The 25673-nt window shown below is 70.1% G+C and carries 22 protein-coding genes; 15 read left to right on the top strand and 7 right to left on the bottom strand.

What is annotated here, in order from left to right; genetic code table 11:
• Positions 1–8 precede the first annotated feature (8 nt).
• From AC2CHE_RS05120 to AC2CHE_RS05110, 3 genes are all read left to right on the top strand, one after another.
• Positions 9–1367, top strand: a complete 1359-nt coding sequence (locus AC2CHE_RS05120; RefSeq protein WP_484503775.1) for a TrkH family potassium uptake protein — start codon at positions 9–11, stop codon at positions 1365–1367.
• Positions 1360–2040 carry a potassium channel family protein gene (locus tag AC2CHE_RS05115; protein WP_484503725.1) on the top strand — a complete coding sequence of 227 codons (681 nt, stop codon included), beginning with the start codon at positions 1360–1362 and terminating at the stop codon, positions 2038–2040. The genes AC2CHE_RS05120 and AC2CHE_RS05115 overlap by 8 nt, the downstream gene beginning before the upstream one ends.
• An 86-nt stretch (positions 2041–2126) precedes the next feature.
• Positions 2127–2984 (top strand): DUF4253 domain-containing protein, encoded by an 858-nt coding sequence (locus tag AC2CHE_RS05110; RefSeq protein WP_484503724.1) that lies wholly within the window; start codon positions 2127–2129, stop codon positions 2982–2984.
• 12 nt (positions 2985–2996) lie between these two features.
• On the opposite strand, the gene AC2CHE_RS05105 is transcribed toward AC2CHE_RS05110, so the two are convergent.
• Both AC2CHE_RS05105 and AC2CHE_RS05100 read right to left on the bottom strand, forming a co-directional pair.
• Positions 2997–3809 carry an endonuclease/exonuclease/phosphatase family protein gene (locus AC2CHE_RS05105; protein WP_484503723.1) on the bottom strand — a complete coding sequence of 271 codons (813 nt, stop codon included), beginning with the start codon at positions 3807–3809 and terminating at the stop codon, positions 2997–2999.
• Between the two features lie 98 nt (positions 3810–3907).
• Positions 3908–5302 carry a short-chain fatty acyl-CoA regulator family protein gene (locus AC2CHE_RS05100; RefSeq protein ID WP_484503722.1) on the bottom strand — a complete coding sequence of 465 codons (1395 nt, stop codon included), beginning with the start codon at positions 5300–5302 and terminating at the stop codon, positions 3908–3910.
• 216 nt (positions 5303–5518) lie between these two features.
• On the opposite strand from AC2CHE_RS05100, the gene aceA reads away from it, so the two are divergent.
• Both aceA and aceB read left to right on the top strand, forming a co-directional pair.
• Positions 5519–6790, top strand: coding sequence for an isocitrate lyase (gene aceA, locus AC2CHE_RS05095; protein WP_484503721.1), 1272 nt, complete (start codon positions 5519–5521; stop codon positions 6788–6790).
• Positions 6787–8397: a malate synthase A gene (aceB, locus tag AC2CHE_RS05090; RefSeq protein ID WP_484503720.1), complete on the top strand. Its 1611-nt coding sequence runs from the start codon at positions 6787–6789 to the stop codon at positions 8395–8397. The genes aceA and aceB overlap by 4 nt, the downstream gene beginning before the upstream one ends.
• A gap of 231 nt (positions 8398–8628) precedes the next feature.
• Here the strand turns inward: aceB and sthA are convergent, their stop codons facing one another.
• Positions 8629–10032, bottom strand: coding sequence for a Si-specific NAD(P)(+) transhydrogenase (gene sthA, locus AC2CHE_RS05085; RefSeq protein ID WP_484503719.1), 1404 nt, complete (start codon positions 10030–10032; stop codon positions 8629–8631).
• 344 nt (positions 10033–10376) lie between these two features.
• A complete protein-coding gene (locus AC2CHE_RS05080; RefSeq protein ID WP_484503718.1) occupies positions 10377–11336 on the bottom strand; it encodes a TIGR03557 family F420-dependent LLM class oxidoreductase in 960 nt (319 codons plus the stop codon).
• 62 nt (positions 11337–11398) lie between these two features.
• On the opposite strand from AC2CHE_RS05080, the gene AC2CHE_RS05075 reads away from it, so the two are divergent.
• Both AC2CHE_RS05075 and AC2CHE_RS05070 read left to right on the top strand, forming a co-directional pair.
• Positions 11399–11527 carry a hypothetical protein gene (locus AC2CHE_RS05075; protein ID WP_484503717.1) on the top strand — a complete coding sequence of 43 codons (129 nt, stop codon included), beginning with the start codon at positions 11399–11401 and terminating at the stop codon, positions 11525–11527.
• Positions 11528–11630: 103 nt separating this feature from the next.
• Complete coding sequence (locus AC2CHE_RS05070) at positions 11631–13883, top strand: catalase (protein WP_484503716.1); 2253 nt, start codon at positions 11631–11633, stop codon at positions 13881–13883.
• 404 nt (positions 13884–14287) lie between these two features.
• Here AC2CHE_RS05070 and AC2CHE_RS05065 read toward each other — a convergent pair whose 3' ends face one another.
• The 3 genes from AC2CHE_RS05065 to AC2CHE_RS05055 form a co-directional block, all read right to left on the bottom strand.
• Positions 14288–15514: a multidrug effflux MFS transporter gene (locus tag AC2CHE_RS05065; protein WP_484503774.1), complete on the bottom strand. Its 1227-nt coding sequence runs from the start codon at positions 15512–15514 to the stop codon at positions 14288–14290.
• Between the two features lie 273 nt (positions 15515–15787).
• Entirely contained in the window at positions 15788–17473 is a 1686-nt protein-coding gene (locus tag AC2CHE_RS05060) for a sodium:solute symporter family protein (protein ID WP_484503715.1), read from the bottom strand.
• Positions 17470–17823, bottom strand: coding sequence for a DUF4212 domain-containing protein (locus tag AC2CHE_RS05055; RefSeq protein WP_484503714.1), 354 nt, complete (start codon positions 17821–17823; stop codon positions 17470–17472). The genes AC2CHE_RS05060 and AC2CHE_RS05055 overlap by 4 nt, the downstream gene beginning before the upstream one ends.
• Positions 17824–18216: 393 nt before the next feature.
• On the opposite strand from AC2CHE_RS05055, the gene AC2CHE_RS05050 reads away from it, so the two are divergent.
• From AC2CHE_RS05050 to AC2CHE_RS05015, 8 genes are all read left to right on the top strand, one after another.
• On the top strand, positions 18217–18630 hold the full coding sequence (locus tag AC2CHE_RS05050) for a hypothetical protein (RefSeq protein ID WP_484503713.1): 414 nt from the start codon (positions 18217–18219) through the stop codon (positions 18628–18630).
• 517 nt (positions 18631–19147) lie between these two features.
• Positions 19148–19657, top strand: coding sequence for a sigma-70 family RNA polymerase sigma factor (locus AC2CHE_RS05045; protein WP_484503712.1), 510 nt, complete (start codon positions 19148–19150; stop codon positions 19655–19657).
• Complete coding sequence (locus AC2CHE_RS05040; protein ID WP_484503711.1) at positions 19657–20430, top strand: RICIN domain-containing protein; 774 nt, start codon at positions 19657–19659, stop codon at positions 20428–20430. The genes AC2CHE_RS05045 and AC2CHE_RS05040 overlap by 1 nt, the downstream gene beginning before the upstream one ends.
• 222 nt (positions 20431–20652) lie before the next feature.
• Positions 20653–21414 (top strand): DeoR/GlpR family DNA-binding transcription regulator, encoded by a 762-nt coding sequence (locus AC2CHE_RS05035; protein WP_484503710.1) that lies wholly within the window; start codon positions 20653–20655, stop codon positions 21412–21414.
• Positions 21415–21470: 56 nt separating this feature from the next.
• Complete coding sequence (locus AC2CHE_RS05030) at positions 21471–22838, top strand: ABC transporter substrate-binding protein (RefSeq protein WP_484503709.1); 1368 nt, start codon at positions 21471–21473, stop codon at positions 22836–22838.
• 59 nt (positions 22839–22897) lie between these two features.
• A complete protein-coding gene (locus AC2CHE_RS05025; protein WP_484503708.1) occupies positions 22898–23830 on the top strand; it encodes a carbohydrate ABC transporter permease in 933 nt (310 codons plus the stop codon).
• A complete protein-coding gene (locus AC2CHE_RS05020) occupies positions 23827–24669 on the top strand; it encodes a carbohydrate ABC transporter permease (RefSeq protein WP_484503707.1) in 843 nt (280 codons plus the stop codon). The genes AC2CHE_RS05025 and AC2CHE_RS05020 overlap by 4 nt, the downstream gene beginning before the upstream one ends.
• Positions 24666–25652, top strand: coding sequence for a zinc-dependent alcohol dehydrogenase family protein (locus AC2CHE_RS05015; protein ID WP_484503706.1), 987 nt, complete (start codon positions 24666–24668; stop codon positions 25650–25652). Before AC2CHE_RS05020 ends, AC2CHE_RS05015 begins: the two co-directional genes overlap by 4 nt.
• The last annotated feature ends 21 nt before the right edge of the window (positions 25653–25673 follow it).

Below are 25673 nucleotides of genomic sequence, written 5' to 3'. Positions count from 1 at the left end.
TGCGTCTGGTGACCCGGCGGCCCGCGTGGCAGCGACGTGGTGACCGATTTCGGCATCCGGCGCAAATGATCGCCGTGGGATTCGCCGGTGCGATCGCGATCGGCACCGGCCTGCTGTTCCTGCCGTGGGCGACCCGGTCGGGAGAGCGCCCGGAACTGGTGGACGCCCTTTTCACCGCGACCTCCGCGGTCTGCGTCACCGGCCTGGTGACTGTCGACACCGGCAGCTACTGGTCAGGTTTCGGGCAGGCGGTCATCCTGTTGCTCATCCAGGTCGGCGGGCTCGGGATCATGACCCTGGCCACGCTGTTCACCGTGCTGCTGTCACGCCGGCTCGGGCTGCGTGCCCGCTTCCTCGCCCAGGCGGAGACCAAGAGCCTCAGCCTGGGTGACGTACGCGGCGTGGTGCGCCGCATCGTCGTGTTCAGCCTCGTCAGCGAGGCCGTGGTCGCCACGCTGCTCACGATCCGGTTCGCCACCGCGTACCAGCGTCCGTTCGGCACGGCGCTCTACGAGGGCATCTTCCACGCGATCTCCGCGTTCAACAACGCCGGCTTCTCCACGTACGCGGACAGTCTGATGGGCTACGTCACAGACCCCTGGATCACGCTGACCGTCACGGCGGCCGTCATCCTCGGTGGCCTGGGATTCCCGGTCGTGTTCGAACTGGTCCGATCCTGGCGTCAGCCCTCGTACTGGTCGGTGACGACCCGGATAACCGTCGCGCTCACCGTTGCGCTGCTGGCGCTCGGCACCGTGGTGTTCACTCTCGCCGAGTATTCGAATCCGGGCACGTTCGGCCCGCTCGGTGGTCCGGAGAAACTGCTCGCCGGGTTCTTCGCCTCCGCGATGACCCGTACCGCCGGTTTCAACAACGTCGACATCGGGGCGATGCGCCCGGAGAGCCTGCTCGCCAGCGACGTGCTGATGTTCATCGGTGGCGGCAGCGCGGGCACGGCCGGCGGCATCAAGGTCACCACCTTCGGGCTGCTCGCCTTCGTGCTGTGGTCCGAGATGCGCGGCGAGACCCAGGTCAACGTCGGCCACCGCCGGATCCCGGCCAGCAACCAGCGTCAGGCCCTCGCGATCGTCCTGCTCAGCGCCGGTGCGGTGGCCGCGGCCACCTTCATCCTGCTGGCCCTGACTCCGTACCGGCTCGACGCCGTCCTGTTCGAGGTGGTGTCGGCCTTCGGCACCGTCGGCCTGTCCACCGGCATCACCGGTGACCTGCCGCCGCAGGCCGATGGCCTGCTCGTGCTGCTGATGTTCGCGGGCAGGATCGGACCACTCACCCTTGCGTCTGCGTTGGCGCTGCGCGATCGCAACCGGCGTTTCGAACTACCAGAGGAGAGGACGATCGTTGGCTGACATCCGTAACGAGCCGGTCGTCGTGATCGGCCTGGGCCGTTTCGGCAGCGCCCTGGCTCTTGAACTGGCCAAGCGAGGCACGGAGGTGCTCGGCATCGACAGCCAGCCGAAGACCGTGCAGAGCCTCGTCGGGCAACTTCCGCACGTGATTACCGCGGACTCGACCGACATCGAGGCGTTGCGGCAACTCGGCGTCGGCGACTTCCACCGGGCGGTCGTGGCGATCGGCACCGACATCCAGGCCAGCATCCTGACGACCAGCCTGCTCTCGGAGCTCGGCATCCCCGACATCTGGGCCAAAGCCGTGAGCGGGCAGCACCGCAACATCCTCACTCGCGTCGGCGCGCACCACGTCATCGCGCCCGAGCACGACATGGGTGAGCGCACCGCCCATCTGCTCACCGGCCGCATTCTCGACTACGTCGAGGTCGACGCGGATTTCGCGGTCATCAAGACCAAGCCTCCGCACGACGTGGTCGGCATGCCGCTTCGCGAGTCGCGCCTCCGCAGCCGGTGGGGGGTAACCGTGGTGGCGGTAAAACCGGAGGTCGGCATCGGTGGCCGTCAACCAGGCTTCAGCCACGCGACCCCCGACACCGTGCTGACCTACGGAGATCTGATCCTGGTGGTCGGCCCGGTCGACAACGTCGAGAGATTCGCCGCCGCCGAGTGACGCGGACCGGACCGACGAGGGCGCGTCGGTGACGCGACGGGCTGGTTGCCACGGATTGTCGGATGTGGCCGCTATCCTCACGGGTCGTGACAGCACAGCTGAACGAGATGCCGGCGGACCTGTTGGAGCTGTTCGTGGCCGCTGCTGCGCGCTCCCGGACGCTGTCGGTGCCGCTGCCGCCCGGCCGGACGATCCGCGGCGACGGAGGTGACGCCGACCGGCCTACGCTGTGGCTCAGCGACGACCCGGCCCCGGCCGGTCTCTGGTCGCGGTTGCACGCGGCACACCCGCAGTCGGGGCTGTGGCCGCTGCTGCTGGACGGCTACGACGGTGCGCCGACGCGCCCCTGGGACGACGGCGAGTTCTGGCCCGACCGGGTGTCGGTGCCCACCGAGCATGATCCGGAGCGGCTGCTCGCCGCCTGGTGGGCCGGCCAGACGACCCCCTACGCCGGCGACGACCAGCTGTCCAACGACCGGCGGGCCGCCGTCACCGCCCCGTACGGGCGGGACTGGCCGGGGCTGGCGCCGCCCGGCGAGCCGTGGACGACGCCGGAGCGGCACGCGGACCACTGGGCCGAGCAGCTGTCGCTTGCCCAACCGGCGATGCGCCTCGGCCTGGTCCCCGCCGAGCGGGGCAGCGACGCCCTGGCCGTCCTCGGCTGGCAGGGCGCGGTCAACCACACGAACGATCCCGGCCGGCTGTCGGCTGTGCTGCGCAGCTGGGAGGACCGCTTCGGGGTCCGGGTGATCGGGGTCGGCTTCGCCGAGCTGTACCTGAGCGTCGCCGCGCCGCCGAAGGAGACCACCGAGGCGCTGCGGGTGGCCGCCGAGCATTTCGCCTTCTGCCCCGACAACGTCCGGCAGGGGCAGCGGCCGTGCACCCTGGCCGCGTACGCCGAACGGATCGTCGCCGCGCCGACCTGGGCGTTCTGGTGGGACTGACCCGGTTGGGCCTCAGTGGGCGGGGTCGCCGCGACCGGGCAGCGTGAGCGTCACCAGAAAGGCCGCGTGGTCGGTGGTCCGTTCCATGCTGACCGACCGGGTCGACCCGATCCGCAGGTCCGCCGTGGCCATGAACTGCTGCACCCCGCCGTCGTGCCGGTGGCGGTAGTCCTCCGGTACGCAGGACCGCACGTCGGGTGTGCCGCCCTGCCGCAGGTTGAGGTCGCCGCTGACCACCGTGGGCTGGTAGCGGTTGTCGGCGTGCAGCTGCGGGATCGCCGTGCCGACCAGGTGCGCGCACTGGGCGAGGGCCAGGGTCGAGCTGGTGTACGCCAGGTGGGTGGTGCAGGCGAAGAAGCGGGTGCGGGCCTCGACGCAGAGCCAGGCCCGCTGCTCGGGGTCGGCCGGGTCCTGCGCCGGGTAGATCCCGGCGTGCACCTCGTGCTGGCCGGCGGGCGCCGCGATGTGCGTCAGCACCCCGACGCCGTACTGCTGCCCGTTGACGCAGCGGTACGGCTCGCCGGTGCGGCCGTTCCGCGCCGGCTGGAAGGCGGCCACCACCGTGCCGGCGTGCACCTCCGTCATCACCCGTTCCAGGGCGTCCACGTCGCCGGAGCAGATCTCGTTGAGGGTGACGACGTCGGGGGCTTCGGCCCGGATCACCTCGGCGGCCCGGGCCACCGAGCGACCCGTGTAGCACCCGGTGGCCATGCCGCTGTTGCACAGGTTCAGCTGGAGCACCCGCAGCGGTGCCGCCGTGACCGGTGCGGCGACCGAGCAGCCGGCCAGCAGTAGGGCGACCGAGACCAGGGCGACGGCGGCCACCAGTGGCCGGGTACCTGTCGGACGAGAAACCATGCACCAGCCCTGGGGTCGCGGAGGGGCTGAAAGTGTATCCGTACCGTCGGGCGGCGGATCGGGGGTCAGGTCCGCAACGGGTACGGGATGAAGGTGCTGCGGTTCTCGTCCACGTCCAGTTGCCGGCTGATCGGCGGTGCGGCCCGCTGTGGGCAGGTCATCCGTTCGCAGGTCTTGCAGCCCGGCCCGATCGGGGTCGCCGCCTCGGCCGCGTGCAGGTCCATCCCGGTGGAGTAGACCAGCCGGCTGGCGTGCCGCAGCTCGCAGCCCAGCCCGATGGCGTACACCTTGCCGGGTTGGCCGTAGCCGCCGTGGTGGCGGGTGATGGTGCGGGCGATCCACAGGTAACGCTGCCCGTCCGGCATGGCGGCGACCTGGGTCACCACCCGTCCCGGTGCGCCGAACGCGTCGTAAACCGTCCACAGCGGACAGGTGCCGCCGGTGCGTGAGAACGGGAAGCCGGTGGCCGACTGGCGTTTGGACATGTTGCCGGCCCGGTCGACCCGGACGAAGGAGAACGGCACGCCGCGCGCCCGGGGCCGCTGCAACGTGCTGAGCCGGTGGCAGACGGTCTCCCAGCCGATCGCGTAGTGCTGGGTGAGCAGGTCGATGTCGTACCGGCGCTGCTCGGCGGCGGCCAGGAAGTGTTCGTACGGCAGGATCAGCGCCGCCGCGAAGTAGTTGGCCAGGCCGACCCGGGTGAGGATCTGGGTCTGCACGTCGTCGAACTCCTCCGACTCGACGATCTCGTCGATCACGTCGGCGAACTCCAGCAACGCGATCTGCGCCGCCATCCGCATCGCCTCCTGCCCGGCGCGCAGCGACGTGGACAGGTGCAGGGTGCGGTTCTGCGGGCGGTACCGGTGCAGCTCGCCACCGAGTGCGGCGGCGTCGTCGCGGGTGACGTGTACGCCGTGCCGCTGCGCCAGCCGGTCGCGCAGCAGGGCGCGGACCTCGCCGCGACGCAGCGCCATCCGTCCGGCCAGTCGCTCGGCCTCCTCGTCGAGATCCGGTACGTAGTTCTGCCGTCGGTAGAAGAACTCGGTGACCTGGTCGTGCGGGCTACGACCGATCCGCTCACGGTCGCCGACCAGTTCGGCGAGCTGCTCGTCGGCCTGCTGGTAGCGACGGTGCAGCTCGATGACCGCCGCGGCGACCTCCGGCAGCCGGTTGGCCAGTTCGGTGAGTTCGGTCAGCCCGGCGCGTCCGGGCAGCGCCTCACGCAGCCCGGCGACCAGCCGGGGGGTGTCGTGCGCGGCGAACACCGTCGGGTCGACGCCGAACAGTTCGGTGATGCGCAACAGCACCGGGACGGTCAGCGGCCGGCTGTCGTGCTCGATCTGGTTGAGATAGCTCGGGGAAATGCTGAGGTGCCGGGCCAGTTCCGTCTGACTCAGCCCACGCTCCTCGCGCATCCGGCGTAGCCGGGCCCCGGCGAAAGTTCTGGCGATGGCACTCACCTCCCTGGTCCGGCGACGCGATCCGGCCACATTAGCACTGCTGCGAATGGGCGCTTTCACAACTTCGCAGAATCGCCCGGTGACTTTTCAATAATTGGCTTTTTCCGTCCCTCGACCACTTTGGCCTGCCGTGTGACCGTGGGCAGCACACCCGGCGACCCGGCGTCTCGCGCAGCGTCACCAGGTGACGACGGAATTCGAAGGGAATGAGCAACGATGGTTACCGCGGTCGAGCATTTGCAGCACGAATGGGACACCAACCCCCGCTGGCGGGGTGTGCGGCGCAGCTATCACGCTGAGGACGTGGTGCGGTTGCGCGGCGCGATCCAGGAGGAACACACCCTGGCCCGGCACGGCGCGAACCGGCTGTGGCGGCTGCTGAACAGCGAGGACTACATCCACGCGCTCGGTGCCCTCACCGGCAACCAGGCCGTGCAGATGGTCCGGGCCGGGCTCAAGGCGATCTACCTCTCCGGCTGGCAGGTGGCCGCCGACGCGAACCTGGCCGGGCACACCTACCCCGATCAGAGCCTCTACCCGGCCAACTCGGTGCCCGCGGTGGTGCGTCGGATCAACAACGCCCTGCTGCGCGCCGCGCAGATCACCACCGCCGAGGGGGACACCTCCGGCATCGACTGGTTGGCGCCGATCGTCGCCGACGCCGAGGCCGGCTTCGGTGGCGTGCTCAACGCGTACGAGCTGATGAACGGGATGATCGCGGCCGGGGCCGCCGGGGTGCACTGGGAGGACCAGCTCGCCAGCGAGAAGAAGTGCGGTCACCTCGGCGGCAAGGTGCTCATCCCCACCGGCCAGCACATCCGCACCCTGGAGGCGGCACGGTTGGCCGCCGACGTGGCGGGTGTGCCGTCGGTCGTCATCGCCCGCACCGACGCCCAGGCCGCCACGCTGCTCACCACCGACGTCGACGAGCGGGACCAGCCGTTCGTCACCGGCGAGCGCACCGCGGAGGGCTTCTACCGGGTCCGCAACGGCGTCGAGCCGTGCATCGCCCGTGGCCTGGCGTACGCGCCGCACGCCGACCTGCTCTGGATGGAGACCAGCACGCCGGACCTGGAGGTCGCCCGGCGCTTCGCCGAGGCGATCAAGGAGCAGTACCCGGACCAGCTGCTCGCCTACAACTGCTCGCCGTCGTTCAACTGGCGCAAGCACCTCGACGACGCGACCATCGCCAAGTTCCAGCGGGAGCTCGGCCACATGGGATACAAGTTCCAGTTCATCACCCTGGCCGGCTTCCACGCCCTCAACTACTCGATGTTCGACCTGGCCCGGGGCTACGCGGCCGACGGCATGTCGGCGTACGTTTCGCTCCAGGAGCGGGAGTTCGCGGCCGAGCCGGCCGGCTACACCGCGGTCAAGCACCAGCGCGAGGTGGGTACCGGTTACTTCGACCTGATCAGCACGGTGCTCAACCCGGCCGCCGAGACCACCGCGCTGCGTGGCTCCACTGAGGAGGAGCAGTTCGCATGAGACACGAGATCATCGGCCCGATGGCCGAACGCTTCGACGAGGTCCTCACCGGTGAGGCGCTGGACTTCCTGGTCGCGCTGGACAGCGAGTTCGCCGCTCGCCGGGTGGCCCTGCTGGACACCCGCCGCGCCCGCCGCGACCGCTACGCCACCGGCCAGCTGCCCGACTTCCTGCCGGAGACCGCCGCCGTCCGCGACGACCCGGCCTGGCAGGTGGCAGCGCCCGCGCCCGGTCTGGAGGACCGGCGAGTCGAGATCACCGGGCCCCCGGACCGCAAGATGACCATCAACGCGTTGAACTCCGGCGCCAAGGTGTGGCTCGCCGACTTCGAGGACGCCACCGCGCCGACCTGGCACAACGTCATCGGTGGTCAGCTCAACCTGATCGACGCACTGGAACGCCGGATCGACTTCACCGACGCGCGTGGCAAGCGGTACGCGCTCGGCGGGGAGTTGGCCACGATCGTGGTCCGGCCGCGCGGCTGGCACCTGGTGGAGAAGGGGATCGTGGTGGACGGGCGGCCGATCTCGGCCAGCCTGGTCGACTTCGGGCTGTACCTGTTCCACTGCGCCCGCCGGCAGCTCGACGCCGGCAAGGGCCCGTACTTCTACCTGCCGAAGCTGGAGAGCCACCGCGAGGCGCGGCTGTGGAACGACATCTTCGTCTTCGCCCAGCGCTACCTCGGGCTGCCGCAGGGCACCATCCGGGCCACCACGCTGATCGAGACGATCACCGCCGCGTTCGAGATGGAGGAGATCCTCTACGAGCTGCGCGAGCACTCGGCGGGCCTGAACGCCGGGCGCTGGGACTACATCTTCAGCATTATCAAGAACTTCGGTCAGTGGCCGGACTTCGTCCTGCCGGACCGTGCCGAGGTGACGATGACCGTGCCGTTCATGCGCGCGTACACCGAACTGCTGGTGCGCACCTGCCACCGGCGTGGCGCGCACGCGATCGGCGGGATGGCCGCCTTCGTCCCGGCCCGCGACCCGCAGGTCAACGAAATCGCGTTGAGCAGGGTGCGGGCGGACAAGCAGCGCGAGGCCGGCGACGGCTTCGACGGGTCCTGGGTGGCCCACCCCGGCCTGGTGGCGACCTGCCGGGAGGTCTTCGACGGGGTGCTGGGCGACCGCCCGAACCAGCTGGACCGGCGCCGTGACGAGGTGACGGTCACCGCCGCCGAACTGCTCTCGGTGGACAAGACGCCGGGACAGGTCACCGAGGCGGGGGTGCGGGCCAACGTGGCCGTGGCGCTGGGCTACATCGACGCCTGGCTCGGTGGCGCGGGCGCGGTGGCGCTGTGGAACCTGATGGAGGACGCTGCCACGGCCGAGATCGCCCGGTGCCAGTTGTGGCAGTGGCTGCACCACGGCACCCCGCTGGCCGGCGGGGGATCGGTGACCGAGGAACTGGTCCGCTCGATGCTCGCCGAGGAGCTGGCCACGGTGACCGAGGGGCGTGAGAAGGCGGAGCGGGAACGCGCCGAGCAGGCCGCGCGGATCGTCGAGGAGACCGCCCTCGGCGAGCACCTGCCGTCGTTCTTCACCACCAGCGCGTACGCCCGGCACCTGAGGCCCACCCGGGAGCCGGCCCTGGCAGCTGTCTAGGCCGGTCGCGGTCCCTGGCCGGCTGCGGGCCGGACCAGGGACCGCGACGGGCACCCGCCAGGCAGCAGCCGCGCGCCGGCCGACTACGTCCGCATAGAGTTCGCCCAGCTCAGTCGCTGCTGCGTTGGTTGAAGCAGAGAAAAGTACGGAGAGGGGGAGCGGCCGGATCCGCATGGCTGTCACGCCGAGTGATTGTTACGGATCGTGCCCGCTGTTGCTGAGGGTGAGGAGTCAGCCGTCGATCCGGGTGATGTTGCGGATCTTGTTGGACGCGTCCAGGGCGGCCACCTTGTACGCCTCGGCCAGCGTCGGGTAGTTGAACACCGTGTCGACCAGGTATTCCACCGTGCCGCCGCAGCCCATCACCGTCTGCCCGATGTGGACGATCTCGGTGGCGCCGGTGCCGAAGACGTGCACGCCGAGCAACCGGCCGTCCTCCGGCGAGACGAGCAGCTTCAACATGCCGTACGAGTCACCCACGATCTGGCCGCGCGCCAGCTCGCGGTAGCGGGCGATGCCCACCTCGAACGGCGTCGCGCTGTCGGTCAGCTCCTCCTCGGTCTTCCCGACGAAGCTGATCTCCGGGATGGTGTAGATGCCGATCGGCTGCAACTCGTGCATCGGGCGGTCCGGCTCGCCGCAGGCGTGCTGCGCGGCCAACCGTCCCTGCTCCATCGACGTCGAGGCCAGCGCCGGGAAACCGATCACGTCGCCGACGGCGTAGATGTTCTCCACCGCGGTGCGGTAGTTCGCGTCGACCTCGATGCGGCCGCGCCGGTCCGCGGTCAACCCCGCCGCGGCCAGGTCCAGCCCGTCGGTCTGGCCCTGCCGGCCGGCCGAGTACATGACCGTGTCCGCGACGATCTTCTTGCCGCTCTTGAGGACGCACAACGCGGCGGTCTGGTGCTTCTCGACCGAGGCCACCTCCTCGCCGAAGCGGAACGTGACGGACAGGTCGCGCAGGTGGTACTTCAGCGACTCGACCACCTCCTCGTCGCAGAAGTCGAGCATCCGCTCCCGGCGTTCGACCACGGTGACCTTCGTGCCGAGCGCGGCGAACATCGAGGCGTATTCCATGCCGATCACGCCCGCGCCGACCACGACCATGCTGCGTGGTACGGCCTGGAGGTTGATGACACCGTCGGAGTCCACGATGGTCCGCTCGTCGAAGTCGACGCTGTCGGGGCGCGCCGGCCGGGTGCCGGCGGCGATGACGGCCTTGTCGAAGGTGACCTTCGACTCGCGACCGGAGTCGCCGTCGACCCAGATCGAGTGGGCGTCGGCGAACCGGCCGGTGCCGGTGATGATCGCGACCCGGTTGCGAGCCAGTTGGTTACGGATGACGTCGGTCTGCCGGTTGATGACGTGCTGGGTCCGGGCGGCCAGATCGCTGACCGTGATCTCGTCCTTGACCCGGTAGCTGCTGCCGTAGAGGTCTCGCTGGCTGAGGCCGGTCAGGTAGAGCACGGCCTCACGTAGGGTCTTGGACGGCACGGTGCCCGTGTTGATGCACACTCCGCCGAGCATGTCGCGCCGCTCCACCAGACCGACCCGCCGGCCCAGCTTCGCGGCGGCGATGGCGGCCTTCTGACCGCTGGGCCCGGAGCCCAGCACCAACAGGTCGTAGTCATACACGATCACCAGCGTCGCAAGATGTCGCGGCCGGCGCCAGACCTGTCGCGTAGGCGGCAGGTGACGTTAACCAGGTTGGAACAAAGGCGGTGAGCCGCCGGGCACGACGCGGGCCGGCCCACGTCGTGCCCGGCGGCGCGGTGCCTCGGGCGTGGGGGACGGCCCCGGCCAGCGCGGCCGGCCCCATGCGGAAATCCGGGTCGATCCCGGCCACCCCCGTAGCAGGCTCGGCGGCACGGTGAGAGACATGCCTCTCCCCGGCTAACGACCACGATTGCCATTAGCGATACTTTGGGAGCAGATCACGTCACTGTCGGCAGTGTCAACGCCTGCCGGGTCGGCGCCGGTCAGCCGAGGTCGCGCAGTCGCGCGGAGAGGGTGCCCTGAAAGAAGTCGAGGAAGCCGTCGGGGTCGGGGCCGGCGTTCTGTAGCACGACGTGGTCGAAGCCCGCCTCGACGTACGTCCGGACCGCCTGGACGTGCACGTCGGGGTCGGGGCCGACGGCGAACTGCTGCCGGATGTCGTCATCGGTGACGGTGCGCGACGCCGCGTCGAAGTTCACCGGGTTCGGCAGTTCGCTCATCACCTTCCAGCCGGTGACCGCCCAGCGGCTGGTCTCCCAGGCCGCCCGCACGGCCTGCTGCTCGTCGGGAGCCCAGGCGAGCGGGACCTCGGCGTAGCGGGGGCCCTGTCCGCCGAGTCGCTGGTAGGTCTGCACGAGGTCGGCCTCGGGCTCGGTGGCGAACAGCCCGTCGCCGAGTTCCGCGGCGATGGTCACGGACGCCTCGCCGCTGGCGGCGACGGCGATGACGGGCGGCTCCTCCGGCAGGTCGAACACCCGGGCGTCGTCCAACTGGAGGTGCTTCCCCTCGTACGACCGGTAGCCGCCGGACCAGAGCAGTCGGATGATCTCCAGTGCCTCGCGGAGTCGCTCGTGTCGCCCCCGTGCGCTGGGGAAGCCCTGGCCGACCACGTGTTCGTTCAGGCGCTCGCCCGCACCGACGCCGAGGGTGAACCGGTTGTCGGAGACCAGGGCGAGGGTGGCGGCGGCCTGGGCGATGATCGCCGGGTGGTAGCGCACGCTCGGGCAGGTGACCCCGGTCGCCAGTTGGATCCGGTCGGTCCGGGCGGCGATCGCTCCGAGCACGGTCCAGGTGAACGACGAGTGGCCCTGGCTGTCCAGCCAGGGATGGAAGTGGTCGCTCATCTCGACGAAGTCGAACCCGACCTGCTCGGCGCGCACCGCCTGCCGAATGATCTCGTTCGGTCCGAAGCCCTCGCTGGACAGCTTGTATCCGATTCGCATCAGATCTCCCGATCATGAACCCAGCCCTGTATCTGCCACCTTGCACCAGTGCGCGCTGTCCTGTGACGGGAACGGGAGAGTGTTTCTGTCTCGACTGTCTGGTGGCCGCCCGCGACGACACGGCGTTGCCGTCGTTCGACGACTACCACCCGCCGATGAAGGCGTACTACGAGCAGCTGCGGCCAGAGTGATCGAAGATACCCACATCCGCGCCATTCGCTCCGTTTTGCTCGGTCTGCCCCGGGTACCGCCCTGGTCATCTGGCTCTCGTGCCCCAGGGAGGTATCTGTCAAGATGAATGCCCGCAACCCCGCCGAGGCGGTAAGGAATGTCGTGGGTGCCGCGGCGGAGAAGGTGACCGACGCCCTCACCCCGCAGGTGCCCGGCGCGCCGGGTAGCGCCCCGCCGCCGCGTGACGAGCCGACCACGCCGCACGAGCCGCAGCCGCCCAAACCCGAGCAGGGTGCCCCGCAGACCCGTACCCCGACCGGCACCGAGACCGGCGCGCCGGCCACCGCAAACGGCCAGCAGGGCGCCTTCCTCACCACCGCGCAGGGCACCCGGCTACGGGACACCGACCACTCTCTCAAGGCCGGCCCGCGCGGACCCCTCCTGCTGCAGGACCACCACCTGCGGGAGAAGATCACCCACTTCGACCACGAGCGGATCCCCGAGCGGGTGGTGCATGCCCGCGGGGCGGGCGCGCACGGCGAGTTCACGGCGTACGGCACCGCCGAGGCGGTCACCCGGGCGGGCTTCCTGGCCAAGGGCCGGACCACCGAGGTCTTCGTCCGCTTCTCCACGGTGCTCGGTTCCCGTGGCTCTGCCGACACCGTCCGCGACACTCGGGGCTTCGCCACGAAGTTCTACACCGACGAGGGCACCTTCGACCTGGTCGGCAACAACATGCCGGTCTTCTTCATCCAGGACGCCATCAAGTTCCCCGACATCATCCACGCCGGCAAGCCGCACCCCGACCGTGAGATTCCGCAGGCCCAGAGCGCGCACGACACCTTCTGGGACTTCGTCTCGCTGCACACCGAGGCCCAGCACCACACCATGTGGAACATGTCCGACCGGGGCATTCCCCGCTCCTACCGGACGATGGAGGGCTTCGGCGTCCACACCTTCCGGCTGGTCGACGCCGCGGGTGAGACGGTGCTGGCCAAGTTCCACTGGAAGCCGAAGCTGGGCGTGCACTCCCTGGTCTGGGAGGAGGCCCAACTGCTCGGCGGCATCGACCCGGACTTCCACCGGCGTGACCTCTACGACGCCATCGAGGCCGGCGCGTTCCCCGAGTGGGAACTCGGCCTCCAGATCTTTCCGGACACGCCCGAGGAGACCTTCGCCGGCATCGACCTGCTCGATCCCACGAAGATCGTGCCGGAGGAACTCGCAGCGGTGCAGCCGGTCGGCAAGCTCACGCTGAACCGCACCCCGACGAACTTCTTCGCCGAGACCGAGCAGGTCGCCTTCCACGTGGGGCACCTGCCGCCGGGCATCGACGTCACCAACGACCCGCTGCTCCAGGGACGGCTCTTCTCGTACGTCGACACGCAGTTGACCCGCCTGGGCGGGCCGAACTTCGCCCAGATCCCGATCAACCGGCCACACGCCCCGGTCAACGACATGCTGCGCGACGGCTTCCACCAGCAGGCCGTCCATGCGGGCGTGGCACCGTACCGGCCGAACTCCCTGGACGGCGGCAACCCGTTCCCGGCCGGCGAGGGCGACAACGCGTTCGTGGACGTGCCGGTGCAGGTCGCGGCGGCACCCAAGGTACGCGCCAACCCCGCCTCGTTCGACGACCACTTCAGCCAGGCCCGCCTGTTCTGGCTGAGCATGTCCCCGGTCGAGCAGGAACACATCGTCCGGGCGTACACCTTCGAGCTGGGCAAGTGCTACCACCAGGCGATCAAGGAACGTCAGCTCCAATGCCTGGCCAACATCGACCCGGTGCTCTGCGCCCAGGTCGCCACCGGTCTCGGTCTGCCCGCGCCGGAGCCGACCGTGCCGGTTGCCGACGTCGAGCCCAGCCCCGCGCTGTCCCAGGTGGGCCGGCAGTGGCCGGCCGACGGCCGGATGGTGGGCATCGTCGTCGACCCCGAGGCAGACCTCGACAGCGTCCGTGCGGTCCGTGCGGCCATCTTCGCCGCCGACATGGTGCCGCTGCTGATCGCGCCACACGGCGGAACGATCGGCGACCTGCCCGCGCAACGCAGCTTCGCCACCGGCCGCTCGGTCGAACTCGACGCGCTCCTGCTCGCCTCGGCGCCCGCACCGGCCCCGGACGCGTCGCCGGCCCGCGAGGCCAGGGCCGGCTCGACCGCCATCGACCCCCGGGTGCTGCTGATGGTGGAGGAGTGCTGGCGGCACGCCAAGGCCATCGGCGCCTGGGGGACCGGCGTCACCGTGCTCGAACAGGCCGGTGTCACCGGCTCGCCGGGCGTGGTCACCGCCGACTCCGCCAGTGAGGTTCTGACCGCCGTCCAGCAGCTGATGCCCCACCACCGCGTCTGGCACCGCTTCCCCGCCCCCATCGCCTGACCCCCCCGCCGAAAAGATCTTGGTCCGTGAGCGCCCTCCCGGGGGCCCTCACGGACCAAGATTCATTCGTCCACCCCCGGGATCAGCCGACCACGCGAGGCTCGTGGCCGGTGAGGTCGGGCAGCGATCATTCCGCGATCACCGTGCCGGTCGCGTCACAACCGACAAGCGTCGGCGGGTCGATGGCCCTGTTGGCTACGTACCGGAAGACAAACAAGCCTTCCGTGAGCATCGCCGGCCGGACCGTCCCGGCGGGAAGCAGCATCCGTCGACCACGCGTACGTCGAATGGGTGGAGGCAAGGCGCCAGCAGCCGGTCCAGCGCTGCCTCCCGGGCCGTTGTCGGCCACTGGTCGGTCACGGTGGTGCCCGGCCTGAGCTTCTCCAGGGTGTGGCCCGCCGTCGTCAGTGGGTCGCGACGGCCATCGCCTCCACCGGATCCGGCACGGCCAGGTGGCCGGGGCGGACCACCACGACGAGCACGAGCAGGGCCGCGACCATCCCGCCGGCGATCACCAGCGCCATCGCCACGGCACCGGTGCCGAGCACACCCACCAGCGGAGCGGCCACCGCCCCGATGCCGAACTGCACCGCGCCGAGCAGCGCGGACGCGGTGCCGGCCGCCTCGCCGTGCCGGGTCAGGGCCAGCGCGGGAGCGTTCGGCAGCGCCAGGCCGGCCGCCGCGAGCACCGCCCACAGCGACGCGAGCAGGGCCGGCAGCCCGCCGATCCCGGTCGCGGCGAGGGCGAGCAGCAGCACGCTGGCGGCGGAGCCCACGATCAGGGCGGCCACCAGGATCCGCTGCGGGGACCAGCGCCGCAGCAGCCGTACGTTGCCCTGGGTGGCCGCGATCAGCCCGACCGCCCCGGCTCCGAAGGCCAGCCCGAACTGCTGCTCGTCGAGCCCGTACCGTTCCTGCAGGACGAACGAGGAGCCGCCGACGTAGGCGAACAGCGCCGCCATGGCCAGCCCGGCCACCAGCACCAGCCCGACGAAGGCGCGGTCACGCAGCAGCGAGCCGTAGAGCTGGACGGTGGGCAGCACACCGGCGCGTTGGCGCCGCAGCGGTGGCAGCGTCTCCGGCAGGCCCCGCATCGCGATCAGCAGCAGCAGTACGCCGAAGACCGCGAGGGCGGCGAACACGCCGCGCCACTGCGCCCACCGCAGCAGTTCACTGCCGAGGGTCGGCGCGAGGATCGGCGCGGCGCCCATCACGAGCAACAGGCGGGACAGCAGTTGCGCGAAGGCCGCGCCGCTGAACAGGTCGCGCACCACGGCCATGGCGATCACGACGGCCGCCGCCGCGCCCAGGCCCTGGACCACCCGCAGCGCGCCGAGCACGGTGATGTTCGGGGCGAGGGCGCAGCTCACGGACGCCACGATGTGCAGTGCGGTGCCGGCGATCAGCGGTGTCCGCCGACCGACGGCGTCGGACAGCGGACCGATCAGCAGTTGTCCGAGGGCGAGGCCGACCAGCGTGCCGGTGAGCGTCAGCTGGACCGCCGCCGAGGTGGTGCCGAAGTCGTCGACGATCGAGGGCAACGCCGGAAGGTACATGTCGATGGTCAGTGGGCCTACCGCGATCAGCGAGCCGAGGACGAGGATGAGACGGAGGCGCTGACGGCGGCTCATCAGGTCGCCCGGCATCGGCGCGGCGTTGTCGACGCCGCTCACCGGTGGCTCCACCGCCCGTGAGACGGTGCGGGACGTGGCGCGATGCTCATACCTGGCTGCAACCCACCTCCGGTGAGCTGATTCCCACTCGATCCAGAGGTAAGCCACCTCACACCTGCGGCCCACCCGTCGGACCGGCGGATCAGACCCATCGGGTACGGCCCACGGCCGGTCGCCGGCCCCAACGTCGATGGTGGGACCGGCGGCCGGTGTTTCTCGATGGGAGGTGGGTCAGGCGGCGTCCGCGGCGGTGCCGGCGGTCACCTCCCGCCGGGCGGCCGGGTAGCGGATGTTCTCCACCATCTCGACGATCTCGTCCGGCGGTGGCGCCGTCATCTTCGACACCACGACGGTGACGACGATGTTGACGATCGCGCCGACGGTGCCGATGCCCTCCGGACTGATGTCGAAGATGTGCGGGTTGGCCGCGGTGCCGAACACCGGCAGCGTGTAGATCATGTAGCTGGCGGTGAACAGCAGGCCGGTCACCATGCCGGCCGCCGCGCCGGTGGCGTTACATCGTTTCCAGAAGATGCCGAGCACGATGGCCGGGAAGAAGGTCGACGCGGCCAGGCCGAAGGCGAAGGCGACCACCTGCGCCACGAACGCGGGCGGGTTGATGCCGGCGTAGATGGCGATCAGCACCGCGAGGCCCATGGCGATCCGACCGGCGAGCAGGCGCTGCTTGTCGGTGGAGTCCCGCTTGACCCGGCGGAAGTACAGGTCGTGCGAGAACGACGACGAGATCACCAGCAGCAGGCCGGCAGCCGTGGACATCGCGGCGGCCATGCCGCCGGCCGCCACCAGACCCACGATCGGGGCCGGCAGACCGGCGATCTCGGGACTGGCGAGGACCAGGATGTCGTTGTTGACGATCAGGTCGGCGCCGGAGGTCGGGCTGTTGCTGACCGTGTTGATGGTCGTCGCGCCGTCGCTGACCGTGACCAGTCCGGTCGCTGCCCAGTTCTCGATCCAGCTGGGCAGCGCGTCGGCCGAGACCCCGTTGACGTCTTGGAGGAGGTTCAGCTTGGTGAAGGCGCCCACCGCCGGGGCGGTGGTGTAGAGCAGGGCGATGAAGAACAGCGCCCAGAATGCCGAGTAGCGGGCACCCCGTACGGTCTTCGTCGTGTAGAAGCGGACGATGACGTGCGGTAGACCGGCGGTGCCGATCATCAGCGCCATCGTCACCAGGAACACGTCGATCTGTGGCCGGGCCGCGAACGCCTCGGTGTACTGGTTCAACCCCATCTCGACGCTGATGGCGTCGAGTTCGGCGAGGATCTGCCCGAACGACACCTGTGGGATCGGGATTCCGGTCATCTGCTGCGCCACCGCGAAGGCGGGAATCAGATAGGCGACGATCAGCACCGTGTACTGCGCCACCTGGGTCCAGGTGATGCCCTTCATGCCGCCGAGCACCGCGTACAGACCGATGATCACGGCGGCGAGGATGACGCCCTGGGTCACGTCCAGCTTCAGGAACCGGCTGAAGACGATGCCGCCACCGCGCATCTGCCCGACCACGTAGGTGAAGGAGATGATGATCGCGGCCACCGCGGCGATGGTGCGTACGGTCTCCGAGTACCGGTCACCGACGAACTCGGGCACCGTGAACTTGCCCCACTTACGCAGGTAGGGGGCGATCAGCAGAGCCAGCAGCACGTAGCCGCCGGTCCAGCCCATCAGGTAGATGGTGCCGTCGGAGCCGAGGAACGCGATGAGGCCGGCCATCGAGATGAACGACGCGGCCGACATCCAGTCGGCCGCCACGGCCGCGCCGTTGGCGATGGTGGGGATGCCCTGGCCGGCGACGTAGAAGCCGGCGGTCTCCTTCACCCGGCTGCGCCAGGCGATGTAGAGGTAGACGGCGAACGAGCTGACGATGAAGACGAGGGTCCAGGTCTGGATCTGACTCATTTGTCAGCCCCCTCGGTCTCCTGCTCGTCAACGCCGAACTGGTTGTCGAGGCGATCCATCATCTTCGCGTATACGAAAATCAGAACCACAAAGACGTAGATCGATCCCTGCTGGGCGAACCAGAAACCGAGCGGGAATCCGGCGATGACGATGTTGTTGAGCGGTTCGACAAGCAGGATTCCGAAGCCGAACGAGACGATGAACCAGATGGTCAGGAGAATGACCATGAGCCGCAGATTGCGGCTCCAGTATTCTTTGCGCCAGCTGTTGTCCGGCGGGGAAGTCGGTGGTGGTGCCGCCGGTGGCGGTTCACCGCCACGGGTCTCCTTATCGGGGGTTACCTCGGTCATGTCTGGAGCCTCCTAGTCGGTATGGAACCGGTAGATCCGGCGAGGGGCCTGCGACACGGCGCCCGGTTGGTGGTGACGCGGTGCTGGTGCCGTGGCCCGACCCGCCCAGCCGCGTCGCCGTACTGCTCGACGTGGCTGTGCGGTCGGTCACACCTTTGGTCTGGGAAGCGAACGTGATGCAGCCTGGCCAGGCAAGAGTTGATCCGTCAGGTGCGGCATCGGGTCGCTGAGCGGTCCGTTGGACCCCGCGAACGGTCGAGTGGGCCGAACCGAAGCGCCGGATCATCCTGTTTCGCGGTTTTCGCGGGGCCGGCCTGTCCGCCCACCGACCCCGCCCGACCGCTCACCGATCGACCCGTTCGGTCAACGGCGCTGAGCGCCTAGCATCCGGACATGGCCGACACCGCATCCACCGCCGCCCCGGTTCGCCGGCGCGTCTTCCACGCCGGCAGTCTCGGCATGATCGTCGGCGGCGTGCTCGCGCTGGTCGGTTCGCTGCTGCCCTGGGTCATCACGCCGTTCGGTTCGCTCTCCGGCGCAGCCGGCCCTGGACTCTGGACGCTGAGCATGGCGTTCCTGGCCGTCGCCGGTGCCCTGCTGCCGTACCGCAAGGTGGCGATCGCACACAGCCTGATCCCCGGGCTGGTCGTCGCCGCCATCGTCGGATGGCAGTTGGCCCGCCTGGTCAGCCTCAGCGCCAGCACCGGCGCCTGGGGGCAGCTGATGCCCGGCATCGGCCTGATCATGGCCGGCGGCGGCGCGGTGGTCCTGATCCGCGCCGGCCTGCGCCTGGTCAAACTGAGCTGACGGCCGGTCACGCCGCGCCGACGGTGCTGCCCGGCCGGTCACGCCGCGCCGACGGTGCTGCCCGGCCGGCCGCGCCGCGCCGACGGTGCTGCCCGGCCGGCCGCGCCGGAGACACGAGATCCGACCGACCTGTGAAACCTTCCGCCGCCCGTACGCGTCATCCCGCTGAATCGACCGAGGATCGCCCGCCACCCGGCGGCTGGACCCGGCGCCGAACAGCTCGGGAGGAAACGTGTTGCTGGATTGGGGCTCGCCGCTGCGGGCCTGGCGGTGCTGACCGGTGCCGCCGTAGGCGTGTACACCATGGTCCCGGCAAACTCCGCGCGATCCGGCTTGATCATCAAGGAGTTGGGGGATGCCCCGCCGGCGAGTAGCTTCCGGTTCACCGACACCGGATCGGCACCCCGGCGGTAGGACGCGGTGCCGCCCCGCCGCCCCCGGGATCCGGTCCGGGGGGGGCGTCCGTCCGCCGTCGGCCGGGCCACGACCAGCAGCGACAGTACGGGTGGGAACATGAGTGAAACGCGACGCTGAGGAGTTCGACGCCTTCTACGCGGCTTCGGCGCAGCGGGTGCTGGGCCACCTGGCGGCGATGACCGGCGGCCGGGCCGAGGCCGAGGACGCGGTGGCGGAGGCGTACGCCAGGGCCTGGGACCGCTGGGCGTCGGTACGGGAGTGCGACAGCCCGGAGGCCTGGGTGCGCCGCGTCGCGTACCGGATCGCGGTGAGCGCGTGGCGCAAGACAGTGAACCGGTTGCGTGCCCACCGCCGGGAGATGGCCGGCCGGCAGGTCGAACCGACCTCGGTCGACCATGTGGCGGTGGTGTCGGCGCTGCGCCGCATCTCCGCCGAGCAGCGGCAGGTGGTGGTGCTGCACCACCTGGTCGGGCTCAGCGTGACCGAGATCGCGGCGGAGATCGGCAGCAACGTCAACACCGTCAAGACGCGGCTTGCCCGGGGACGCCGGGCCCTCGCCGTGCACCTGAGCGACGACGCATACGAGACCACCGGCGAGGGGAGGCAGTGATGGGTGGTGAGCCAGAACTAGACGAGACCCTGCGAGCGTTGGCCGGGCACGGCCGGCAGGGAAAGGTGCCGGCCGCCGTCGACATCCGCCGCCGGGGTGATCTTCGTCGTCGGCGCCGACGGGCCGGTACCGCCGCGCTGGGCGCCGTACTCGTCGGTCTGCTCGGGGCCGGCGTGGTCCTGGTCCGTCCCGCCGGGAACCCGGATTTACTGCCGATCGGGCCGGCCGGCCCGACGGCGGCGTCGGCCAGTCCCGACCCGGCCGGCCCGACGGGGGCGTCGGCCAGTCCCGACCCGGCCGGCACGTCCGGTCCGCCGAGCAACGATCCGCTGCTGTCTGGACGGCGGCAGGTGACGATAGTTCGGGCTGCCGAGCAGAGTGGCGGGCTGTCGCTGCTCGCCGACGGTCGCCTCGCCGAGGTCGACGGCGACGAGGGTCGGCAGCTGTTCGTGGTCACGCCGCAGGGACCCGACACCTATCTGGTCCGTGCCGCCGAGGGGGGCGACGAACCGACCGACACCTGCTGGGAGGTGCGGTCGTCGGGCAGCCAGCCGTTGCGGGTGGTCGCCGCCGCCTGTGCGCCGTCGGAGCCGAGGCAGCAGTTCGCCATCGTCCTGAACGGGCAACGCGGCGGCGAGCCGACGTACGCGATCAGCAGCCACTCGGCCTACCTGCAGAACTCACCGACCCGTGGCCTGATCCTGGAGGAGTTGGGCGACGCATCACTGACCACGCGGTTCCGGCTGGTCGACAACGGTGCCGCGCCGGGATGACCGGCCGGTGCCCGAGCGGGCAGCGCGGGTGCCGCTCGGGCGGCCGGTGCCAGCAAACGGGCAGCATAATTGTGGGGGTTTGCCGGCTATAGCCGTTATGGGTTGCCCGTTCGGCGGTGGAAGCCGGTCACCAAACCCACCGGATTGACCGGCAGGTGACCGGGGTCACCTGCCGTTCATCGGTGTTACAAAAAAGTACCCGAGTCGAACGGAGGTGTGCAGGTGGACGCGACGCAGCGCCGACAGCACATCCTTTCGCTGGCTCGCCGTCAGGGTGACGTCGACGTGCGTAAGATCGCCGCCGACCTGGCCGTGGCGCCGGAAACCGTCCGGCGCGACCTGAGCCTGCTGGCCCAGCAGGGGCTGGTGCGTCGCACCCACGGCGGGGCGTACCCGGTGGAGACGGCGCGTTTCGAGACGACCCTGGAGACCCGGGCCACCCGGATGGTCGTGGAGAAGCGACGGATCGCCGCCGCGGCGGTGGAACACCTCGGCGACGCCGAGTCGGTCTTCATCGACGAGGGCTACACCCCGCAACTGATCGCCGAGGCGCTGCCCACCCACCGCCCACTGACGGTGGTGACCTCCTCCCTGCACACCGCGGCGGCGCTGGCCACGTACCCGAGCCTCACCGTGCTCCTGCTCGGCGGGCGGGTCCGTGGTCGCACCCTGGCCACCGTCGACCACTGGGCCACCAAGATGCTCGCCGGCTTCGTCATCGACCTGGCCTACGTCGGGGCCAACGGCATCTCCCGCAAGCACGGGCTGACCACGCCCGACCCGGCGGTGGCCGCCGTGAAGGCCCAGGTGATGTCGGTGTCCCGGCGGGTGGTGTTCGCCGGGGTGCACACCAAGTTCGGTGGGCACAGTTTCTGCCGCTTCGCCGAGGTCGCGGACGTCGACACCATCGTCACGGACACGGCACTGCCGGCGTCCGAGGCGCACCGCTACTCACTGCTCGGTCCGGTGGTGCTGCGCGTCTGAGCGTCGCCGGTCCGACAAACCTTTCCCTCACCACACCACCACCATGGAGGTTCGCTGTGCCTGAAACACGAACTCCTCGTCAACGACGTGGGCGCGCCGCGCTCGCCGTCACGCTCGCCGTCACGCTGGTCTCCACCGCCTGTTCCGGGGCCGGCGGAGGTTCCTCCAGCGACGGCAGCGCCATCACCGTGCTGATGGTCGGCAACCCACAGATGGAGGATCTGGCCAAGATCACCGCCGACAACTTCACCGAGGACACCGGCATCGAGGTGCGCTTCACCATCCTGCCGGAGAACGAGCTGCGCGACCGGGTCACCCAGGACGTCGCCACCCAGGGCGGCCAGTACGACGTGGCCACGATCGGAGCGTACGAGGCGCCGATCTGGGCGCAGAACGACTGGCTGCACGAACTCAGTTCGTACGCGGACGCCGACGCCGCGTACGACAAGGGTGATCTGCTGGAGCCGATGCTCGCCTCGCTCTCCGGCACCGACGGCAAGCTCTACGCCGCCCCGTTCTACGGCGAGTCGTCGTTCCTGATGTACAACAAGGAACTCTTCGCCGCCGAGGGCCTGACCATGCCCGAGCGACCGACCTGGCAGCAGGTGGCCGAATTCGCCGAGCAGCTCGACGACGACGCCACTGGCGTCTCCGGCATCTGCCTGCGCGGGCTGCCCGGCTGGGGTGAGCTGTTCGCCCCGTTGACCACCGTGGTGAACACCTTCGGCGGCACCTGGTTCGAGCAGGACTGGACGCCGAAGGTGAACGCGCCCGAGTTCACCGAGGCGACCCAGTTCTACGTCGACCTGCTGCGCGAACACGGCCAGCCCGGCGCGCCGCAGTCCGGCTTCACCGAGTGCCTCAACACCTTCGGACAGGGCAAGGCGGCCATGTGGTACGACGCCACCTCCGCCGCCGGCACCCTGGAGGACCCCAACGCCAGCACCGTCGCCGGCAAGGTCGGCTACGCGTACGCGCCGGTCAGCAAGACCGAATCCTCCGGCTGGCTGTGGGCGTGGGCCCTGGCCATGCCGAAGACCACGAAGAACGCCGACGCCGCCTGGAAGTTCATCTCCTGGGCCACCGGCAAGGAGTACGAGAAGCTGGTCGGCTCGTCACTCGGCTGGTCCCGGGTGCCGGCGGGCAAGCGTCAGTCCACCTACGAGATCGCCGAGTACCGGCAGTCCGCCGAGGCGTTCGCCGACATCACGCTGAAGTCCATCCAGGAGGCCGACCCGGTCAGCCCCGGGGCGCAGCCGAGGCCCGCCCTCGGTGTGCAGTTCGTCGGCATCCCCGAGTTCGCCGACCTGGGTACGAAGGTGTCGCAGGAGGTGTCGGCCGCGATCGCCGGCCAGACCACCGTCGAACAGGCGCTCGCCGACGGCCAGCGGTTGGCCGAGGAAGCCGCCAGCAACCACCGGTAGCCGCCCGCCGGGGCCGGTCGACGACCGGCCGGCCCCGGCCCTGCCTCCGAGGCGGAACGATGACCATCACCAGCACCACCGGTGCGGACGCGCCCCCGCGACCCGCCGTCCGTCCCACCCGCCCCGACCGGCGGCACCGCTGGGCCCGCCGGGCCCCGCTGCTCCCCGCCCTGGTCTTCGCCATCGTGGTGACGCAACTGCCCTTCCTGTTCACCCTCTACCTGTCCACCCAGAGCTGGAACGCGCTGCGGCCGGGCAGTCAGGAATTCATCGGCCTGGCCAACTACGCCACGGTGCTCACCGACGGTCGACTGCGTGCCGCGCTGCTCAACACGGTGGTGCTCACCGCCTCGTCGGTGCTCGCCTCCGTACTGCTCGGCCTCGGCCTGGCCATCCTGCTCGACCGTAAGTTCCCCGGTCGGGGGGTCGTCCGCACCCTACTCATCACCCCGTTCCTGGTGATGCCGATGGCGGCGGCGCTGCTGTGGAAACACGCGATATACAACCCGTCCTACGGCCTGATCAACGGCATCCTCGGCGGCAGCACCGACTGGGTGTCGCAGTACCCGATGGTCTCCGTGGTTGCCGCGCTGGTCTGGCAGTGGACCCCGTTCATGATGCTGATCATCCTGGCCGGCTTGCAGAGCCAGTCCCTGGAAACCCTGGAGGCGGCCCGGGTCGACGGCGCCGGCCCGTGGCAGACCTTCACCCGGATCACCCTGCCCTACCTGCGGCCCTACCTCGAACTGGGTGCCCTGCTCGGCTCCATCTACCTGGTGCAGACCTTCGACGCGGTCTTCACCATCACCCAGGGCGGCCCGGGTCGGGCCACCACGAACCTGCCGTACGAGATCTACCTGACCACCTTCCGCAAGTTCGAGTACGGCGAGGCCGCCGCGGCCGGCGTCGTGGTGGTGATCGGCACCATCATCGTCGCCACCTTCGCGCTGCGGGTGATCTCCAGCCTGTTCCGGATGGAGGACGCACGATGACCCGTACCGCGAGTCCGGCCCGGCGCAGCGCGGGCCGCCCCGGGGCCGCGTGGACCGTCCTGGCCTGGCTGGCCGGGCTGCTGTTCTTCCTGCCGGTGGCCTGGATGGTGCTCACCGGCTTCAAACGCGAGGTCGACGCCGCCAGCAACCCGCCGTCCTGGTTCTTCACCCCGGTGCTGGACGGCTACCGGCAGGTCTTCGACCGGGACATCACCCCGTACCTGCTCAACTCGGTGATGGCCAGCGTGCTGTCCACCCTGCTGGTGCTCGTACTGGCCACCCCGGCGGCGTACGCGCTGTCGATCCGGCCGGTCGCACGCTGGCGCGACGTGCTGTTCTTCTTCATCAGCACCAAGATGTTGCCGGTGGTCGCCGCGCTGCTGCCGATCTACCTGCTGGTGCAGGACCTCGGCATGCTGGACAACGTCTGGACCCTGATCGTGCTCTACACCGCCATGAACCTGCCGCTCGCGGTGTGGATGATGCGGTCGTTCCTGCTGGAGGTTCCGGCGGCGCTGATCGAGGCGGCGGCGATGGACGGTGCCGACCTGCTCGTCACCATCCGGCGGATCCTGCTGCCGATCGTGGCGCCCGGCCTGGCCGCGACCGCGCTGATCTGCTTCATCTTCAGCTGGAACGAGTTCTTCTTCGCGGTCAACCTGACCGCCACCCGGGCCGGCACCTCGCCGATCTTCCTGGTCGGCTTCATCACGTCCGAAGGGCTGTTCCTGGCCCGGCTCTGCGCGGCGGCGACCATCGTGTCGCTACCGGTCGTGCTGGCCGGCTGGATCGCCCAGAAACAACTCGTCCGAGGACTCTCCATGGGGGCGGTCAAGTGAAGGCAGCAGTCATCGTCACGCCGGGTCAGATCAGCGTCGAGTCGGTACCAGACCCCACGCCCGGCCCTCGGGACGTGGTGGTCGAGGTCGCCGGATGCGGGATCTGCGGCACCGACCTGCACATCATGGACGGCGAGTTCGCGCCCGCGTACCCGATCGTGCCGGGCCACGAGTTCGCCGGCACCGTGGTCGAGGTGGGGCGGGACGTCACCGAGGTGGGGGTCGGCGACCCGGTGGCCGTGGATCCGTCGCTGCACTGCGGCGAGTGCTACCAGTGTCGCCGTGCGCGGGGCAACCTCTGTGAACGGTGGAACGCCATCGGGGTCACCGTCTCCGGCGGCGCGGCCGAGTACGCGCTCGCCCCGGTACGCAACTGCGTGGTGCTGCCGTCCGGCGTCGCCCCGGCCGACGCCGCGCTCATCGAACCGCTCTCCTGCGCGGTACGCGGCTTCGACGTGCTGCCCCGCCGGCTGGCCGACCACTATCTCATCTACGGCGCCGGCACCATGGGCCTGATGATGCTGGAGCTGGCGAAACGCTGCGGTGCGGCGTCCGTCAGCGTGGTCGACCTGAACCCCGACCGGCTCGCCACCGCCGTCCAGCTGGGCTGCTCGGCGAGCGCCGCCAACGCCGACGAACTGGACCGCCCGCGCGGCTGGGACGTCGTCATCGACTGCACCGGCGTCGAGGCGGCCATCGCCGACGGCCTGACCCGGGTCGCCCCCGCCGGCACCTTCCTCCAGTTCGGTGTCTCCGAGTACGCCACCCGGGTGCCGGTCGAGCCGTACCGCATCTACAACAAGGAGATCACCGTCACCGGCTCGATGGCCGTCCTGCACAGTTTCGACCGCGCCGCCGAGTTGTTCGCGGCCGGCGTGCTGGACCCGCAGGTCTTCATCAGCCATCGCTTCCCCCTGGCCGCCTACGCCGACGCCATGTCGCAGTTCCGCGCCGGCATCGGCCGCAAACTCCTCATCACCTGACCCCACCCACCTCATCGATCA

This window comes from Micromonospora sp. ATLC16 (assembly GCF_057196645.1).
This window is presented reverse-complemented; position numbering and strand designations above follow the sequence as displayed.

What these genes read in the sequence shown, in the direction of transcription:
- aceA (WP_484503721.1), top strand. Translation starts at nt 5,519, where the DNA reads ATGGTTACCGCGGTCGAGCATTTGCAGCACGAATGGGACACCAACCCC.
- aceB (WP_484503720.1), top strand. Translation starts at nt 6,787, where the DNA reads ATGAGACACGAGATCATCGGCCCGATGGCCGAACGCTTCGACGAGGTC.
- AC2CHE_RS05080 (WP_484503718.1), bottom strand. Translation starts at nt 11,336, where the DNA reads ATGCGAATCGGATACAAGCTGTCCAGCGAGGGCTTCGGACCGAACGAG.
- AC2CHE_RS05070 (WP_484503716.1), top strand. Translation starts at nt 11,631, where the DNA reads ATGAATGCCCGCAACCCCGCCGAGGCGGTAAGGAATGTCGTGGGTGCC.
- AC2CHE_RS05065 (WP_484503774.1), bottom strand. Translation starts at nt 15,514, where the DNA reads ATGAGCCGCCGTCAGCGCCTCCGTCTCATCCTCGTCCTCGGCTCGCTG.
- AC2CHE_RS05060 (WP_484503715.1), bottom strand. Translation starts at nt 17,473, where the DNA reads ATGAGTCAGATCCAGACCTGGACCCTCGTCTTCATCGTCAGCTCGTTC.
- AC2CHE_RS05055 (WP_484503714.1), bottom strand. Translation starts at nt 17,823, where the DNA reads ATGACCGAGGTAACCCCCGATAAGGAGACCCGTGGCGGTGAACCGCCA.
- AC2CHE_RS05050 (WP_484503713.1), top strand. Translation starts at nt 18,217, where the DNA reads ATGGCCGACACCGCATCCACCGCCGCCCCGGTTCGCCGGCGCGTCTTC.
- AC2CHE_RS05040 (WP_484503711.1), top strand. Translation starts at nt 19,657, where the DNA reads ATGGGTGGTGAGCCAGAACTAGACGAGACCCTGCGAGCGTTGGCCGGG.
- AC2CHE_RS05025 (WP_484503708.1), top strand. Translation starts at nt 22,898, where the DNA reads ATGACCATCACCAGCACCACCGGTGCGGACGCGCCCCCGCGACCCGCC.
- AC2CHE_RS05020 (WP_484503707.1), top strand. Translation starts at nt 23,827, where the DNA reads ATGACCCGTACCGCGAGTCCGGCCCGGCGCAGCGCGGGCCGCCCCGGG.